Source organism: Mitsuaria sp. WAJ17 (assembly GCF_014174515.1).
In the GTDB taxonomy this organism is placed as follows: domain Bacteria; phylum Pseudomonadota; class Gammaproteobacteria; order Burkholderiales; family Burkholderiaceae_C; genus Roseateles_B.
The window spans coordinates 21,390-36,827 of the sequence record NZ_JACJUG010000014.1 but is presented as its reverse complement, the minus strand read 5'-3'; the positions used below and the strand labels follow the sequence as shown (position 1 = coordinate 36,827).

The 15,438-nt window shown below is 69.6% G+C and carries 13 protein-coding genes; all 13 read right to left on the bottom strand.

Annotated elements, in window-relative coordinates; translation table 11 throughout:
* Window positions 1-3 precede the first annotated feature (3 nt).
* The 13 genes from H5407_RS12940 to mraZ all read right to left on the bottom strand — a co-directional run bounded on the left by H5407_RS12940 (window position 4) and on the right by mraZ (window position 15,403).
* Entirely contained in the window at window positions 4-837 is an 834-nt protein-coding gene (locus tag H5407_RS12940) for a cell division protein FtsQ/DivIB (protein ID WP_183104867.1), read from the bottom strand.
* Window positions 838-864: 27 nt separating this feature from the next.
* Window positions 865-1,848, bottom strand: coding sequence for a D-alanine--D-alanine ligase (locus H5407_RS12935; protein WP_183104866.1), 984 nt, complete (start codon window positions 1,846-1,848; stop codon window positions 865-867).
* A complete protein-coding gene (gene murC / locus H5407_RS12930) occupies window positions 1,845-3,257 on the bottom strand; it encodes a UDP-N-acetylmuramate--L-alanine ligase (RefSeq protein ID WP_183104865.1) in 1,413 nt (470 codons plus the stop codon). The genes H5407_RS12935 and murC overlap by 4 nt, the downstream gene beginning before the upstream one ends.
* 7 nt (window positions 3,258-3,264) lie before the next feature.
* Window positions 3,265-4,347 (bottom strand): undecaprenyldiphospho-muramoylpentapeptide beta-N-acetylglucosaminyltransferase, encoded by a 1,083-nt coding sequence (gene murG, locus H5407_RS12925; protein ID WP_183104864.1) that lies wholly within the window; start codon window positions 4,345-4,347, stop codon window positions 3,265-3,267.
* 70 nt (window positions 4,348-4,417) lie between these two features.
* Complete coding sequence (gene ftsW, locus H5407_RS12920; protein ID WP_183104863.1) at window positions 4,418-5,683, bottom strand: putative lipid II flippase FtsW; 1,266 nt, start codon at window positions 5,681-5,683, stop codon at window positions 4,418-4,420.
* Window positions 5,683-7,620: a UDP-N-acetylmuramoyl-L-alanine--D-glutamate ligase gene (murD, locus tag H5407_RS12915; protein WP_183104862.1), complete on the bottom strand. Its 1,938-nt coding sequence runs from the start codon at window positions 7,618-7,620 to the stop codon at window positions 5,683-5,685. Before murD ends, ftsW begins: the two co-directional genes overlap by 1 nt.
* A gap of 121 nt (window positions 7,621-7,741) precedes the next feature.
* Complete coding sequence (mraY, locus tag H5407_RS12910; RefSeq protein WP_183104861.1) at window positions 7,742-8,920, bottom strand: phospho-N-acetylmuramoyl-pentapeptide-transferase; 1,179 nt, start codon at window positions 8,918-8,920, stop codon at window positions 7,742-7,744.
* A complete protein-coding gene (gene murF / locus H5407_RS12905; RefSeq protein WP_183104860.1) occupies window positions 8,910-10,340 on the bottom strand; it encodes a UDP-N-acetylmuramoyl-tripeptide--D-alanyl-D-alanine ligase in 1,431 nt (476 codons plus the stop codon). Before murF ends, mraY begins: the two co-directional genes overlap by 11 nt.
* A 14-nt stretch (window positions 10,341-10,354) precedes the next feature.
* A complete protein-coding gene (locus tag H5407_RS12900) occupies window positions 10,355-11,866 on the bottom strand; it encodes a UDP-N-acetylmuramoyl-L-alanyl-D-glutamate--2,6-diaminopimelate ligase (RefSeq protein WP_183104859.1) in 1,512 nt (503 codons plus the stop codon).
* Between the two features lie 3 nt (window positions 11,867-11,869).
* Window positions 11,870-13,651: a penicillin-binding protein 2 gene (locus H5407_RS12895; RefSeq protein WP_183104858.1), complete on the bottom strand. Its 1,782-nt coding sequence runs from the start codon at window positions 13,649-13,651 to the stop codon at window positions 11,870-11,872.
* Window positions 13,648-13,950 carry a cell division protein FtsL gene (gene ftsL / locus H5407_RS12890; protein WP_183104857.1) on the bottom strand — a complete coding sequence of 101 codons (303 nt, stop codon included), beginning with the start codon at window positions 13,948-13,950 and terminating at the stop codon, window positions 13,648-13,650. Before ftsL ends, H5407_RS12895 begins: the two co-directional genes overlap by 4 nt.
* Entirely contained in the window at window positions 13,950-14,972 is a 1,023-nt protein-coding gene (rsmH, locus tag H5407_RS12885) for a 16S rRNA (cytosine(1402)-N(4))-methyltransferase RsmH (RefSeq protein WP_183104856.1), read from the bottom strand. Before rsmH ends, ftsL begins: the two co-directional genes overlap by 1 nt.
* A gap of 2 nt (window positions 14,973-14,974) precedes the next feature.
* A complete protein-coding gene (gene mraZ / locus H5407_RS12880; RefSeq protein WP_183104855.1) occupies window positions 14,975-15,403 on the bottom strand; it encodes a division/cell wall cluster transcriptional repressor MraZ in 429 nt (142 codons plus the stop codon).
* Window positions 15,404-15,438: the final 35 nt, after the last annotated feature.

Here is a 15,438-nt window from a genome sequence, read left to right as displayed (position 1 = left end):
TCACTAGTTCTTCTTCGCGCCGGGCTTGGCCGGCGTCGCTGCGGATGTCGAGATGCCGCGCAGCCGGACCGCATAGCCATCGACATGGCGCAGGTCCGCGCTGAGCACGGCGGTATGGAAACGGGCGCTGACCTGGGTGATGCTGCTCACATACTGCGTGTAGCGGGCCAGCACCTCGGCGTCGGTCCCGCGGCCCAGCTCGATGACCGTGCCCTTCTCCAGCGTGGCGCGCCAGGAGCCGCGGCCGGAGAGGTCGAGCCGGCTGATGCTGTCCTCCAGGTGCGCCGTCTGTGCCTGCAGCTGCCGCCACAGCGCCAGCATGTGGGCCGAGCTCTTGTCCGGACCTGAGAGCACGGGCAAGTCCTCGTCCTCCACATCGCCCAGATTGGCCTGGAAGACCTCACCGTGGTCATTGACCAGCAGGCGCTCGACGGTGGCGTCGCTCTCCGCATCGGCGCCTTCGGGTTTGGTCTCCCAGTAGGCGGCGGGCTGGTGCTCCTCCAGCGTCACCTGCAGGCGGGCAGGCCACAGGCGCTGCACCGTGGCATGGCGCACCCAGGGCACGGCCTCGAAGGCAGCGCGGGTCTGCTGCAGGTTCATGCTGAGGAAGCTGCCGCTCATGCGCGGCAGGGCATTGGCGCGCAGCGAGGCGGCGCTGTTGCGGTTGACGTCGCCCTCGACGGTGATGGAGCGGATGGCGAAGACCGGCTGGCGCACCAGCCACTGCAGGCCCAAGCCCAGGGCTGCCAGCAGCACGCCCAGCACCAGCAGCGCCGACACGCCGTTCATCAGGCGTATGTCCGGCGGCAGCGGGGCGTGGAGGGTGGTCGAACGCATGGCGTGTCGGGCGGTCGGGTCTGGGGGTCAGGTCTTGCCGGCTGGCAGCTTGCGGTCGGTCTGCGCCTGGGCCAGCAGCCACAGGCACAGCTGCGGGTACTCGATGCCCATGGCCTTGGCGGCCTTGGGCACAAGGGAGTGCGAGGTCATGCCCGGGCTGGTGTTCATCTCCAGCAGGAAGGGCTTCATGTCGGACTTGCGCAGCATCAGGTCGGCGCGGCCCCAGCCGCGGCAGCCCAGCAGGCGATAGGCCTTGAGCACCATCTGCTGGATCTCGGCCTCCAGTGAGGGCGGCAGGGTGCCGAAGCAGTATTGAGTGGTGTCGGTGACGTACTTGTTCTCGAAGTTGTAGTCGCCACCCACGGCGCGGATCTCGACCACAGGCAGCACCACGGCCCCGTCGCCCTGCCCCAGCACGGCACAGGTCAGCTCGGGGCCCTCGATGCATTCCTCGAAGAGCAGCTCGTCGTCGAAGCCCAGGGCCAGCTCGACGGCCTCCTGCATCACCGAGTAGCCCACGGCCTTGGTGATGCCGATGCTGCTGCCCTCGTGCGGCGGCTTGACCACCACGGGCAGGCCCAGCTCGTCGGGGATGCTGCGGATGCGCTCGCGCGTCAGCTCGCTGCGGCTCAGGGCGAGGTACTTGGGCGTCGTCAGGCCTTCGGCGGCCCAGACACGCTTGGTCATGGTCTTGTCCATGGCCACGCCGGAGGCCGTCACGCCGGAGCCGGTGTAGGGCATACCCAGCCACTCCAGCGCGCCCTGCAGCGAGCCGTCTTCGCCGCCGCGGCCATGCAGGGCGATGAAGGCGCGGTCGAAGCCCTCGTCCTTGAGTGCCTGCAGCGGACGCTCGGCGGGGTCGAAGGCATGGGCGTCCACGCCCACCGACTGCAGCGCGGCGAGCACGCCCTGGCCGCTCATCAACGAGACCGGCCGCTCGGCGCTGTGCCCGCCGAAGAGCACGGCCACCTTGCCCAGGGCCTTGGGATCGATGTTCAGGTCCAGGCTCATTCGGCGGCCTCCTTCAGCAGTTCAACGGTGCGCGCCGGCACGGCGCCGATGGAGCCCGCGCCCATCACGATCACCACATCGCCCTCGCAGCTCTCGCTGGCGATGGTGGCCGGCAGCAGGTCCACGTCCGGCACAAAGATCGGCTTGCCGCCCGCGGCCTCGATCGCGGCCGCGAGGGACTGGCTGTCGGCGCCGGCGATGGGGGCCTCGCCCGCGGCATAGACCTCGGTCAGCAGCACCGCGTCGGCCTGGCCGATCACGCGGACGAAGTCGGCGAAGCAGTCGCGGGTGCGGGTGTAGCGGTGCGGCTGGAAGGCCAGCAGCAGACGACGGCCGGGGAAGGCACCGCGCGCCGCGGACAGCACGGCGGCCATCTCCACGGGGTGGTGGCCGTAGTCGTCGATCAGGGTGAAGCGGCCGCCATCGCCCGCCGGCAGCTCGCCGTAGCGCTGGAAGCGGCGGCCCACACCGCCGAACCGGGCCAGGGCGGCCGCGATGGGTGCGTCCGCCAGCTCCAGCTCGGTGGCCACGGCGATGGCGGCGAGGGCATTGAGCACGTTGTGATGACCGGCCAGGTTCAGCGTGATGTCCAGCTCGGGCAGCGGCGCGCCCTCGAAGCGACGCTGCACCGTGAAGCGCATCTGGCCGCCGGCCAGGGCCTGCACGTTGACGGCACGCACGGCGTTGTGCTCGCCCAGGCCGTAGCTGACGATGGGGCGCGACACCAGCGGCATGATGGAGCGCACGCCCTCGTCGTCGCCGCACAGGATGGCTGCGCCATAGAAGGGCATCTTGTGCAGGAAGTCCACGAAGGCCTGCTTGAGGCGGGCGAAGTCGTGGCCGTAGGTGTCCATGTGGTCGGCGTCGATGTTGGTGACGACCGCCATCACGGGCAGCAGGTTCAGGAACGAGGCATCGGACTCGTCGGCCTCGACCACGATGTAGTCGCCCTGCCCCAGCGCCGAGTTGGCGCCGGCCGAGTTCAGCTTGCCGCCGATCACGAAGGTCGGGTCCGCGCCGGCCTCGGCCAGCACCGAGGTCACCAGCGAGGTGGTGGTGGTCTTGCCATGCGTGCCGGCGATGGCGATGCCCTGCTTCAGGCGCATCAGCTCGGCCAGCATCACGGCGCGCTGCACCACGGGAATGCGGGCGGCTCGGGCGGCCAGCACCTCGGGGTTGTCGGCCTTCACTGCGGTGGAGGTGACGATCACCTGCGCCCCCGTGATGTGCGCGGCCGCATGGCCGATGTGCACCTGCAGGCCCAGCTGCGCCAGGCGCTGCGTCGTGACGCTCTCGCCCTGGTCCGAACCCGAGACCGTGTAGCCCAGGTTGTGCAGGATCTCGGCGATGCCGCTCATGCCGGCACCACCGATGCCGACGAAATGGATGTGCTTGATGGCGTGTCTCATGGAAGTCTCAGGCCTTGGCCAGCCTCTCGATTTCATCGGCCACACGCGAGGCCGCTTGGGGACGGGCCAGGGCCCGGGCATTCGTGGCGAGCTGCAGCAGGCGCTCGCGAGAGAGTGTGGACAGCAGCTGCTGCAGACGCTCGGGCGTCAGCTCGCCCTGCGGCAGGTGCAGAGCGGCGCTCTTGTCTGCCATGTAGGCGGCGTTGTCGCGCTGGTGCGAGGTGGTCTGGACCACCAGGGGCACGAGGATGGACGGCACGCCCGCGGCACACAGCTCGCTCACCGTCACGGCGCCTGCTCGGCAGAGGATGAGGTCGCAGGCGGCCAGCTCCTGGGCCATGTCGTCGATGAAGGGGCGCACGTCCGCCTCCACGCCTGCCGCCTTGTACGCCGCCTGCACCTGGGTCTGTTGGCCCTGGCCGGTCTGGTGCACGACCAGGGGGCGCTGCTGTGCAGGCATGCGGGCGACGGCCTGGGGCAGCACATCGTTGAGTGCCTTGGCGCCCAGCGATCCGCCCACCACCAGCAGGCGCAGCGGGCCGCTGCGACCTGCATAGCGCTCGGCCGGCGCGGGCAGGGCCTCGATGGCGGCGCGCACCGGGTTGCCGCAGACCAGGGCCTTGTCGCCCAGGGCCTTTGCAGCCTCGCCCTCGAAGCCGAAGGCGATGCGTCGCGCAAAGGGCTTGAGCAGACGGTTGGACATCAGCGGCGCGGCATCGGCATTGACCAGCACCAGGGGCTTGCGCATCAGCCAGGCCATGAAGCCGCCGGGCACGCAGACATAGCCCCCCATGCCCAGCACGGCATCGGCGTCGCGGGTCACATAGACCATGCGGGACTGCACGAAGGCGCGGACCAGGGTGAAGAGACCGGTGAAGGAATGGCGCAGGCCCTTGCCACGCAGGCCGGCGAAGGCCAGGCGGTCCAGGGGGATGCCGGTGGGCGGCACGAGGCGGTTCTCCATGCCCGTCTCGGTGCCGATCCAGCTGACGCTCCAGCCGCGGCGCTTCATCTCCTCAGCCACGGCCAGGCCGGGGATGATGTGGCCGCCGGTGCCGGCCGCCATGATGACCAGGTGGCGGGTGCTCATTGGGGCACCCTTCGCACTGCGTGCTGTCCCGCCAGGCGGGAAGGAGCCCCTACGGGCAGCCGTGCGGTGCTCATGCTCGCCCTCCCCGCATCAGCTGTCGGTTCTCGATGTCAATCCGCAGCACGATGGCCAGCGCCACGCAGTTCATCAGGATGGCCGAGCCGCCAAAGCTCAGCAGCGGCAGCGTCAGCCCCTTGGTCGGCAGCGCGCCCAGGTTCACGCCCATGTTGATGAAGGACTGCGCGCCGATCCAGATACCGATCCCCTGCGCGTACAGCCCCGCGAAGACGCGGTCCAGTGCGATGGCCTGGCGGCCGATGTGGAAGATGCGGCGGGTCAGCCAGAAGAAGCCGAAGATCACGATGGCCACGCCCACGAAGCCCAGTTCCTCGCCGATCACGGCCAGCAGGAAGTCGGTGTGGGCCTCGGGCAGGTAGTGCAACTTCTCCAGGCTGCCGCCCAGGCCCTGGCCGAAGAACTCGCCGCGGCCGAAGGCGATCAGGGAGTGCGTCAGCTGGTAGGCCTTGCCCTGCGCGTACTTCTCGTCCCAGGGGTTGAGATAAGCAAAGATGCGCTCGCGGCGGAACTCGCTGAAGGTGATCATCAGCACGAAGGCGCCGATCAGCACCGCCACGATCAGGAAAAACATGCGCCCGTTGACGCCGCCCAGGAAGAGGATGCCCATGGCGATGGCCGCAATCACCATGAAGGCGCCCATGTCGGGCTCGGCCAGCAGCAGCACGCCCACCACGGCCAGCGAAACGGCCATGGGCCAGACGGCCTGGAAGAAGTTCTCCTTCACGTCCATCTTGCGGACCATGTAGCTGGCCGCGTACATCGCGATCCCCAGCTTGGCCAGCTCAGAGGGCTGGAAGTTCATCACCCCCAGGGGCAGCCAGCGCCGCGCACCGTTGACGCCCTTGCCCACATGCGGGATCAGCACCGCCACCAGCAGCACCAGGGCCGCCACGAAGAGCCAGGGCGCCACCTTCTCCCAGGTGCTCACCGGCAGTTGCACCGTGATCAGCCCGGCCAGCAGTCCCAGGCCGATGGCCACGATGTGCCGCGTGAGGAAGTGCGTGGGCAGGTACTTGGCGAACTTGGGGTTGTCCGGCATCGCGATGGACGCCGAATAGACCATCAGCAGGCCCAGGGCCATCATGGCGATCACCACCCACAGCAGGGTGATGTCAAAGCCCTGCAGGCGCGTGGGCTGGCCGGCCGAGGTGGAGACCCAGTCACGCACCGGCACGGCATCGGCGCCGGCATCGGCGCCAGCGCGGGAGAAGAGGCCACGGAGCTTCTCGCCCAGGCCCTGGAGCGCTTCGGCAGCCATCAGGCCAGGCCCTCCTCGTTGGCCAGTGCCTCAACCGTGGTCACGAAGACCTCGGCGCGGTGGGCGTAGTTGCGGAACATGTCCAGCGAGGCACAGGCGGGGCTCAGCAGCACGCTGTCACCGGCCTGTGCCTGCGCCAGGCACCAGCGGGTGGCCGCTTCCAGGCTCTCGTGCGTCTGTACAGGCAGGTCGAGGGCCTCCAGCGTGGCGGCCAGCTCGGGCGCGTCGCGGCCGATCAGGGCGATGGCGCGGGCATGCTGGGCCAGGCCCTCGCGCAGGGGCGAGAAGTCCTGCCCCTTGCCGTCGCCGCCCAGGATCATCACGAGCTTCGCAGGCGCACGGTCGGCCCCCAGGCCCTTGATGGCGGCCACGGTGGCGCCGACGTTGGTGCCCTTGGAATCGTCATAGAAGTCCACTCCGCGCACGGTGGCCACGTACTCGACGCGGTGCGGCTCGCCTCGGTACTCGCGCAGGCCGTGCAGCATGGGCGCCAGCGCGCAGCCCGCGGCCGAGGCCAGGGCCAGGGCGGCCAGGGCGTTGGCGGCGTTGTGGCGGCCACGCACGCGCAGGGCGTCGGCGGGCATCAGGCGTTGCAGCAGGATCTCTTCGGGCTCGTCCCGAGAAGGCGCCGGGCCGCCCCAAGCCTTCTCAGCCCCTTCGGAGGGCAGCCGCGTAGCGGCGTAAGGGCGAACAGGCCTGCGTTTGACCGTGTCATCGGATTCGCGGGCGCGAACCAGCCAGGCCATGCCGCCCTCCATCACCAGGCCGTAGTCACCCGGGTTCATGGGCGCATTCAGGCCGAAGCGCACGACCTCGCGCGAGACCAGCTTGGTCGGTCGGCCGCGACCCTGCTTGACGGACACCGGCGCAGGCACCATGGCCTCGACCTCCGGGTCGTCGCGGTTGATCACCATCAGCGCCTGCTGGCCGAAGATGCGGGCCTTGGCGCGGCCGTAGGCGGCCATGTCGCCATGCCAGTCCAGGTGGTCCTGGGTGAGGTTCAGCACTGCCGCGGCCGTGGGCTCGAAGCCCACCACGGTGTCGAGCTGGAAGCTGGAGAGCTCCAGCACCCAGACCTCGGGCAGGTGCTCGAAGACCGGCGGCTTCGGGGGCGGGGGCTTGATGGGCAGGGGCTGCTCGTCCAGCAGGGCGGCGACGGTCTCGAGGGTGGAAGGGGCGTCGGCGGGCAGCGCGACGCTGGCATCAGCGCGGGCGAAGTCGGCGGTGGCGGAGTCAGCAGCCGGGGCGGCCTCGTCATCGACTGAGGCCTTCGCCTGCGCCTCATTCGATGCGTCGCCCTCATCCGTCAGCGGCAGCGCTTCGGCGTCCGCAGGCTCGGCGGACAGCTCTGCCGCGGCCTCCAGCGGCAGCGTATCTTCATCGCCAGCGGCGGCAGGCGCCTCGACGGCTGCGGGCGCTGGCTCCAGGTCCATGGCCGCGCCCAGCAGGCCCAGCATGCTGGGTCCGATGTTGCCGGCCACGGCCACACGCTTGCCCGCGCGCTCGGCCAGCAGAGCCGTCATGCAGGTCGTGGTGGTCTTGCCATTGGTGCCGGTGATGGCCAGCACGGCGGGTTCGTAGCGGCGCTCGGCCTTCAGGTCGGCCAGGGCGCGGGCGAACAGGTCCAGCTCACCCTGCACCGGGATGCCGGTGGCCTTGGCCAGCGACAGCAGCGGCACGAGGCGGCCATCCAGTGGCGACAGTCCCGGGCTCTTCAGCACGAGGTGCACGCCGTTCAGCGCCGACTCCGCCAGCTCGCCATGGAAGAACTCGGCCATGGGCAGCTGCTCGCGCAGGGCCGCCAGCTGCGGCGGCTGCTCGCGCGAGTCCCAGACCTGGATGCGCGCCGCGCCATGCTTCGCGCCCCATGCGGCCATGGCCAGCCCGGAGTCTCCCAGACCCAGGATCAGCAAGGACAGACCATGCAGCTGCCTCATGTGCGACTCTCCATGCAGTCCGCCCATGCCGTCCAGCGGAGCGCGCGGATCCGGCTCTGCCGGTCCGTCGGGCTCGCCCCCTCGAAGGGGGCGCGCGAAGCGCGTAGGGGGTGGGCCATGTTCAGCGCAATTTCAGGCTGGACAGGCCGATCAGGCACAGCAGCATGGTGATGATCCAGAAGCGCACGACGACCTGCGTCTCCTTCCAGCCCGACTTCTCGAAGTGGTGGTGCAGCGGCGCCATCTTGAAGATGCGCTTGCCCTCGCCGAACTTCTTCTTCGTGTACTTGAACCACGTCACCTGCAGCATCACCGAGAGCACCTCGGCCACGAAGACGCCGCCCATGATGCCAAGCACGATCTCCTGGCGCGTGATCACCGCCAGGGTGCCCAGGGCGCCGCCCAGGGCCAGCGCGCCCACGTCGCCCATGAAGACCTGGGCCGGATGGGTGTTGAACCACAGGAAGGCAAGACCTGCCCCCGCCAGCGCGCCGCAGAAGATCAGCAGCTCGCCGGCGCCGGGGATGTAGGGCAGCAGCAGATACTTGGCGTAGACCGAGGAGCCGGTCAGGTAGGCGAAGATGCCCAGCGCCGAGCCCACCAGCACCACGGGCATGATGGCCAGGCCGTCCAGGCCGTCGGTGAAGTTCACCGCATTGCTGGTGCCCACGATGACGAAGTAGGACAGGCCGATGAAGCCAAAGACGCCCAGCGGGTAGCTCACCGTCTTGAAGAAGGGCACCATCAGGTCGGCCTTGGGCGGCAGCTCGGTCGAGAAGCCGCTGGAGATCCAGCGGAAGAAGAGCTGGACCACGCCCAGGAAGCTGGTCTCGGAGACCGAGAAGGCCAGGTACAGCGCGGCGATCAGCCCGATCAGGGACTGCCAGAAGAACTTCTCGCGGCTCTTCATGCCCTCGGGATCCTTGTAGACCACCTTGCGCCAGTCATCGACCCAGCCGATGGCGCCAAAGCCCATGGTGACCAGCATCACCACCCACACGAAGCGGTTGGTCCAGTCGAACCACAACAGAGTGGAGATGCCGATGCCGATCAGGATCAGCACCCCGCCCATGGTGGGCGTGCCGCTCTTGGCCAGGTGCTGCTGCACGCCGTACTCACGGATGGGCTGGCCGATCTTCATCTCGGTCAGGCGGCGGATCACCCAGGGCCCGAAGGCCAGGCCGATCAGCAGGGCCGTCATGGCCGACATCACCGCGCGGAAGGTGATGTAGTTGAAGAGCCGCAGAAAGCCCCACTCGGGGAACATCCCGGCCAGCCATTGCGCCAGACTAAGCAGCATGAGCGCCCCCTTGGTCCTGCGTGCCGGCCAAGGCCGCCACCACCCGTTCCATGCGCATGAATCTCGATCCCTTGACGAGCACGTTCTTGACTTCCGGTGCGGCGCCCAGCGCCGCGATGAGCTCGTCCACCGTCGCGAAGGCGCGGCAGTCCTTGTGGCCGCCCGCGCCCCCCGACGCCTCAAAGGCCGCGGCCGCATGGGCCGCCGCCGGCCCCGCGCACCACAGCGCGGCCAGGCCCCGCTGGGCCGCGTAGGCCCCCACCTCGCGGTGGAATTCCGGGCCCTGGTCACCGACCTCGCCCATGTCGCCCAGCACCAGCCAGCTGCTGCCTGGCAGGTCGGCCAGGACCTCGATGCCCGCCCGCACGCTGTCCGGGTTGGCGTTGTAGCTGTCGTCGATCAGGGTCAGGTCTTGCCCTGCCCACTCGATCCGACGCAAGGCCGAGCGCCCCTTGACCGGGCGGAAGGCTTCGAGCCCCTGCACCACCGAGGCCAGGGGCGCGCCTGCCGCCAGGCAGCAGGTCGCAGCCGCCAGCGCATTGCGCACGTTGTGCTGACCGGCTACCGACAGCACCACCGGGGCGTCTCCCGCCGGCGTGTGCAGCTCCAGCGCCCAGTGGCCGGCATCGACCCACTGAGCGCGGCCGCTCACATCGGCCTGGCCCTGCAGCGCGAAGCTCAGCTGTGCGCGCGCGCCAGCCAGCTCGTGCCAGATCGGGGCACAGGCGTCCTCGGCCGGGAACACGGCCACGCCGTTGGCGGCCAGGGCGCGGATCACCTCGCCGTTCTCGCGCGCGGCGGCTTCCACCGTGCCGAGGAACTCCTGGTGCTCGCGCTGGGCGTTGTTGACCAGTGCCACCGTGGGCTGGGCCATGGCGGCCAACGGGGCGATCTCGCCGGGATGGTTCATGCCCAGTTCAATCACCGCGGCGCGGTGCCAGCGGGTGTCGTCCTGGCGCAGGCGCAGCACGGTCAGGGGCACGCCGATCTCGTTGTTGAGGTTGCCCTGGGTGGCCAGGGCGTCCTCGCCCAGCCAGGCCGTGAGGATGCTGGCGATCATCTGCGTGACCGTGGTCTTGCCATTGCTGCCGGTCACCGAGATCACCGGCAGCTGCAGGCGGGCACGCCAGGCCTGGGCCAGCAGGCCGAGGGCTGCCTTGGCGTCAGGCACCTCGATGCCGGGCAGGCCGGCGGCCTCCAGGCCGCGCTCGGCCAAGGCCGCAGCGGCACCGGCCTCGCGGGCCTGGGCCAGGAAGTCGTTGGCATCGAAGCGCTCGCCGCGCAGGGCCACGAAGAGGTCGCCGGGCTGCAGGCTGCGGGTGTCGCTGTGCACGCGCTGCAGCGGCGTCGTGCCCTCGCCCACCAGCCGGGCCTGCGGCAGCAGCGTTTGCAGCAGGGCGTGGGCCTGGGCCAGAGTCATGAGGCAGGCAGCGCTCACAGGCCGGCCCTCTCGATCAGGGCGGCGCGGGCCTCCTCCACGTCGGAGAAGGGATGGCGCTGGCCCTGGATTTCCTGGTAGTCCTCATGGCCCTTGCCGGCCACCAGGACCACGTCGGCCGGCGAGGCGCCCAGCACGGCCTCGCGGATGGCCACGCGGCGGTCGATGAGCGCGCTGTGCGGCGCACCGGACGGCAGGCCGGCGACGATGTCGGCCAGGATCTGCGCCGGGTCCTCGCTGCGGGGGTTGTCGCTGGTCACCACCACCTGGCCGGCCAGGCGAGCGGCGATGGCGCCCATCTGCGGGCGCTTGGTCCGGTCGCGGTCACCGCCGCAGCCGAAGACGCACACCAGCTGGCCACCACGGGCCTCGGCCAGCGGCGCCAGCGCGGCCAGGGCCTTCTCCAGGGCGTCGGGCGTGTGGGCGTAGTCGACCACCAGCTGCGGCAGCTCGCGCCCATTGCCAACGCGCTGCATGCGGCCGGGCACCGGCGTCACGAGGCCGGCCACCGGCACGAGGGCCTCCAGCGTGTGGCCCAGGGCGCGCAGGCCGCCGATCACGGCCAGCAGATTGGCCACGTTGTACTCGCCGATCAGGCCGGTCTCGATGAGCTGGTCCGCCGCGCCCTGCTCCTTCAGCGTGAAGGCCAGGCCGCCCGCGCGGTAGTGCAGCGCATGGGCCGAGAGGCGCACATCGCTGCGGTTCAGGCCGTAGGTCCAGAGGTCCAGCTTGCCTTGGGACCGCAGCTCCGCGGCCAGCGCGGCGCCCTGCGCATCGTCGGCATTGATCACCGCCGCCTGCAGCCCGCTCCAGCCGAAGAGCTCGCGCTTGGCCTCCCAGTAGGCGGCCATGCTGCCGTGGTAGTCCAGGTGGTCCTGGGTGAAGTTGGTGAACAGGGCCACGCGGACCTGCGTGCCATCCAGGCGGTGCTCCTTGATGCCGATGGACGAGGCCTCGATGGCACAGGCGCCGAAACCCTCGTCGCGCATGCGGGCGAAGGCCTGTTGCAGCATCACGGGGTCAGGGGTGGTCAGGCCGGTGTACTCGATCGCGGCGGCCTGGCCGGTGCCCGGAATGGGCGGCACCCCCACACCCAGGGTGCCCACCACGCCGCAGCGATGGCCGAGCAGGGTCAGGGCTTGCGCTGTCCACCAGGCGGTGGAGGTCTTGCCGTTGGTGCCGGTGGTGGCCACCACCGGCAGGATCAGACTGGGCTGGCCGTAGTACTGGGCGGCGATGGCGCCGGTGCGGCTCTTCAGGCCGGGCAGGGAGGCCACGCGGGCGTCGATGAAGCCGAAGGCGTCCACGCCCTCGTCCTCCACCAGACAAGTCGCGGCGCCCGCGGCCAGAGCAGCGGCCACGTAGTTGCGGCCGTCGCGCGCGTAGCCGGGCCAGGCGATGAAGGCATCACCGGGCTGGACCAGGCGGCTGTCAGTGCGCAGGGCGCCCGTGGTCCATTCCTGGAGCCAGCGGGCGGCAGCTTCGGGGGATTTGAGACGGGTCAGCATGGCTCAGAAGCTTTCTTCGACCGCCTCGAGCTTCTGGCTCGCGACGATCTGTGTTTTGACATCCAGGTCCGGCGCCACGCCCATCAGGCGCAAGGTCTGGGCCACGACCTGGCTGAAGACCGGGGCGGCCACGGCGCCGCCGAAATAGACACCGTTGCTGGGCTCGTCCACCATCACCGCGACCACGATGCGCGGCTTGCTGATGGGCGCCAGGCCCACGAACCAGGAGCGGTACTTGTGGCCGGCGTAGCCCTTGCCTTCCTGCTTGTGCGCGGTCCCGGACTTGCCGCCGATGCTGTAGCCCGGGACCATGGCCGCCGGCGCCGTGCCGCCCGGCGCGGCGGCCGTCTGCAGCATGGCGCGCACCTGCTGGGCCACCTCGGGCTTGAAGACGCGCAGGCCGCTGACCGGCTCGCTGCTGGCGCGCTTCATGATGGTGATGGGGATGACCTCGCCGTCGCGGGCGAAAGTGGTGTAGGCGCGGGCCAGCTGGAACAGCGAAGCCGAGAGCCCGTAGCCATAGCTCATGGTGGCCTGCTCGATGGGCCGCCAGCTCTTGTAGGGGCGCAGCTTGCCGGTCATCGCGCCGGGGAACTCCAGCTGCGGACGTTGGCCCAGGCCGATGGCGGTGAACATCTCGTGCATCTCGCGCGCCGGCATCTGCATGGCGATCTTGGCCGTGCCCACGTTGCTGGACTTCTGGATGACCTGAGCCACCGTGAGGTCGCCGTAGGGGTGGACGTCGGTGGGCGACCAGCCGGCGATCATCACGGCGCCCCGGGCGGTGTTGATGACGGTGTCCGGGCGCACGCGGCCGGTCTCCAGGGCCAGGCCGATGGTGAAGGGCTTCATGGTCGAGCCAGGCTCGAAGACATCGGTCAGCGCGCGGTTGCGCAGTTGCTCGCCCAGCAGGTTCTGGCGGTCCCCGGGGTTGTAGCTGGGCCAGTTGGCCAGCGCCAGGACCTCGCCGGTCTGAACGTCCAGCACCACCACGGAGCCCGCCTTGGCACGGTGCTCGGCCACGGCGTCGCGGATGCGCTGGTAGGCGAAGAACTGCACCTTGGCGTCGATGGAGAGCTGGATGTCGCGGCCGTTGCTGGCGGGCACGCGCTCGCCCATGTCCTCCACCACGCGGCCCAGGCGGTCCTTGACCACGGCGCGGCTGCCGTCGCGGCCCTGCAGCTCCTTCTGAAAAGCCAGCTCGATGCCTTCCTGGCCCCGCTCTTCCAGGTTGGTGAAGCCGACGATGTGCGCGGCGGACTCGCCTTCCGGGTACTGCCTCTTGTACTCGCGGTCCTGGAAGACGCCCTTGAGGTTCAGGGCCTTGATCTTCGCGGCGGTGTCATCGTCGGCCAGACGGCGAAGGAAGACGAAGCGGTTGGAGGGGTCCAGGCGCTTGTCCAGCTCCTGCGGGCTGACCTTGAGGATGCGGGCCAGTTCGCGGCGCTTGTCCGGGTCGGTATCGACGTCCTTGGGGAAGGCCCAGATCGAGGGCACGGCCACACTGGAGGCCAGCACCTGGCCGCTGCGGTCCTTGATCTGGCCGCGGCTGGCGGGCAGCTCCAGGGTGTGGGCGTAGCGGGCCTCACCCTGGCGCTGGAAGAAGTCCTGGGCCACCAGCTGCACATAGACGGCACGCCCCAGCAGGCCGGCGAAGGCCAGTCCCACCAGCGCGACAAGAAAGCGCGAACGCCAGGGCGGCGTCTTGGCCGCCAGCAGGGGGCTGGTGGCGTAATTGACGCCGCGCGGGCTCAGGGCATTCCCGCCAGGGCGCTTGGCGCTCACGGCTGTGCTCCTGCAACCGCCGAGGCGGGACGGCCGCCCAGCTCGACGGTCTGGGTGATGGCGGGCGAGACGGCGCGCATCTTCAGGCGCTCGCGGGCGACCTGCTCGACCCGCAGATTGGTGGCCTGGGCATGGCGCTCGGCCAGCAGGCGCTGGTGGTCAGCCTCCAGCTTGCGACCCTCGTTCTGGGCGCGATCGACCTCGGTGAAGAGACGGCGCGCCTCATAGCTGCTGCGCACCAGGTAGTAGCCAGAAACCATCACCGCAGCCAACAGCACCAGCGAGATGCGAGACCACATCAGCGGCCTCCCTTGCGCTTGACGGGCTTGCCAGGCTTGGGCACGGCGGCCGGCGCCTCGACCAGGGGCGCGTCCGTGCGCTCGGCCACGCGCAGGATGGCGGAGCGCGAGCGCGGGTTGGCCTTCACCTCGGCCTCGCTGGGCTTGATGCGACCCAGGGCCTTCAGCGCCAGGGGCTTGGGCGCGGCGAACATCGCGCGGCGATCGACCACGTCCTTGCTGTGCTGAGCGATGAAGTTCTTGACGATGCGGTCTTCCAGCGAGTGAAAGCTGATCACCGCCAGGCGGCCGCCCGGGCGCAGCAGGCGCAGGGCCGAGTTCAGACCCTGCTCGAGCTCCTCAAGCTCGGCGTTGACGAGTATCCGTAGAGCCTGAAATGTGCGCGTTGCAGGGTCCTGGCCCGGTTCGCGGGTTTTGACCGCACCAGCCACGACTTTGGAAAGCTCGGCGGTTGTTCGAACAGGGCTCCCGCCTTCCCGGCGAGCAACAAGCGCCTTTGCAATCGGGAGAGCAAACCGTTCTTCGCCATAGTCGCGTATCACCTCAGCAATCTGGCGCTCGTCGGCACGGGCCAGGAAATCCGCGGCACTCTCGCCGCGGGTCGTGTCCATGCGCATGTCCAGCGGGCCGTCGAAACGGAAGCTGAACCCGCGCTCGGGGTTGTCAATCTGCGGACTGGAGACGCCCAGATCCAGCATCAGGCCGTCGATGGCGTGCACGCCCAGGCGCTCCAGCTCCTCGCCCATCTGGGCGAAGGGGGCGTGGCAGATGCAAAAACGCGGGTCCTCGACCCGCGTCTCGCCTGAGGTGGCGGCCGCGATGGCCTCGGGGTCCCGGTCGATGGCAATGAGCCTGCCCTGCGGTCCCAGCCGGCTCAGCAGCAGACGCGAATGCCCGCCGCGCCCGAAGGTGCCGTCCACATAGACGCCGTCCGGCTGGTGCAGCACGCCCTCCACCGTCTCGTTGAGGAGGACAGTCGTGTGCTTGAAGGGCTCGGGGGAGGCAGTGGGGGTGGCGCTCATGATCAGAAGCTGAAGTCCTTGAGCGCGTCCGGCAGCTCGGATTGCATGACCTGGGCCTCGTGGGCGGCATAGGCCGCGGCGTCCCAGAGTTCGAAATGGCTGCCCATGCCCAGCAGCATCACGTCCTTCTGGAGGCTGGCACTGGCACGGAGTTCAGGGGCGATCAGCACGCGGGCAGCGCTGTCGATCTCGACATCCTGGGCATTGCCCAGGAAGACGCGCTTCCAGCCGGCGGCCGACATGGGCAGCGCGGCAATGCGGTCGCGAAAGGTTTCCCAGGCCGGGCGGGGGAAGACCATCAGGCAACCCTCGGGATGCTTGGTGATGGTCAGCTGGCCATTGCACAAGCCCTGCAACAGCTCTCGGTGGCGTGTAGGGACGGTCAAGCGCCCCTTGGCGTCCATCGCCAAGGCACTCGCCCCTTGAAACACGTAATTCGCCACAGCGGCCCACTATTTGACAATTT

Bases quoted from the DNA above. Each gene is read 5' to 3' on its own strand.
- ftsL (WP_183104857.1), bottom strand. From the start codon at position 13,950: ATGTGGTCTCGCATCTCGCTGGTGCTGTTGGCTGCGGTGATGGTTTCT.
- rsmH (WP_183104856.1), bottom strand. From the start codon at position 14,972: ATGAGCGCCACCCCCACTGCCTCCCCCGAGCCCTTCAAGCACACGACT.
- H5407_RS12940 (WP_183104867.1), bottom strand. From the start codon at position 837: ATGCGTTCGACCACCCTCCACGCCCCGCTGCCGCCGGACATACGCCTG.
- mraY (WP_183104861.1), bottom strand. From the start codon at position 8,920: ATGCTGCTTAGTCTGGCGCAATGGCTGGCCGGGATGTTCCCCGAGTGG.
- murF (WP_183104860.1), bottom strand. From the start codon at position 10,340: ATGACTCTGGCCCAGGCCCACGCCCTGCTGCAAACGCTGCTGCCGCAG.
- H5407_RS12900 (WP_183104859.1), bottom strand. From the start codon at position 11,866: ATGCTGACCCGTCTCAAATCCCCCGAAGCTGCCGCCCGCTGGCTCCAG.
- H5407_RS12935 (WP_183104866.1), bottom strand. From the start codon at position 1,848: ATGAGCCTGGACCTGAACATCGATCCCAAGGCCCTGGGCAAGGTGGCC.
- murD (WP_183104862.1), bottom strand. From the start codon at position 7,620: ATGAGGCAGCTGCATGGTCTGTCCTTGCTGATCCTGGGTCTGGGAGAC.
- murC (WP_183104865.1), bottom strand. From the start codon at position 3,257: ATGAGACACGCCATCAAGCACATCCATTTCGTCGGCATCGGTGGTGCC.
- murG (WP_183104864.1), bottom strand. From the start codon at position 4,347: ATGAGCACCCGCCACCTGGTCATCATGGCGGCCGGCACCGGCGGCCAC.
- ftsW (WP_183104863.1), bottom strand. From the start codon at position 5,683: ATGGCTGCCGAAGCGCTCCAGGGCCTGGGCGAGAAGCTCCGTGGCCTC.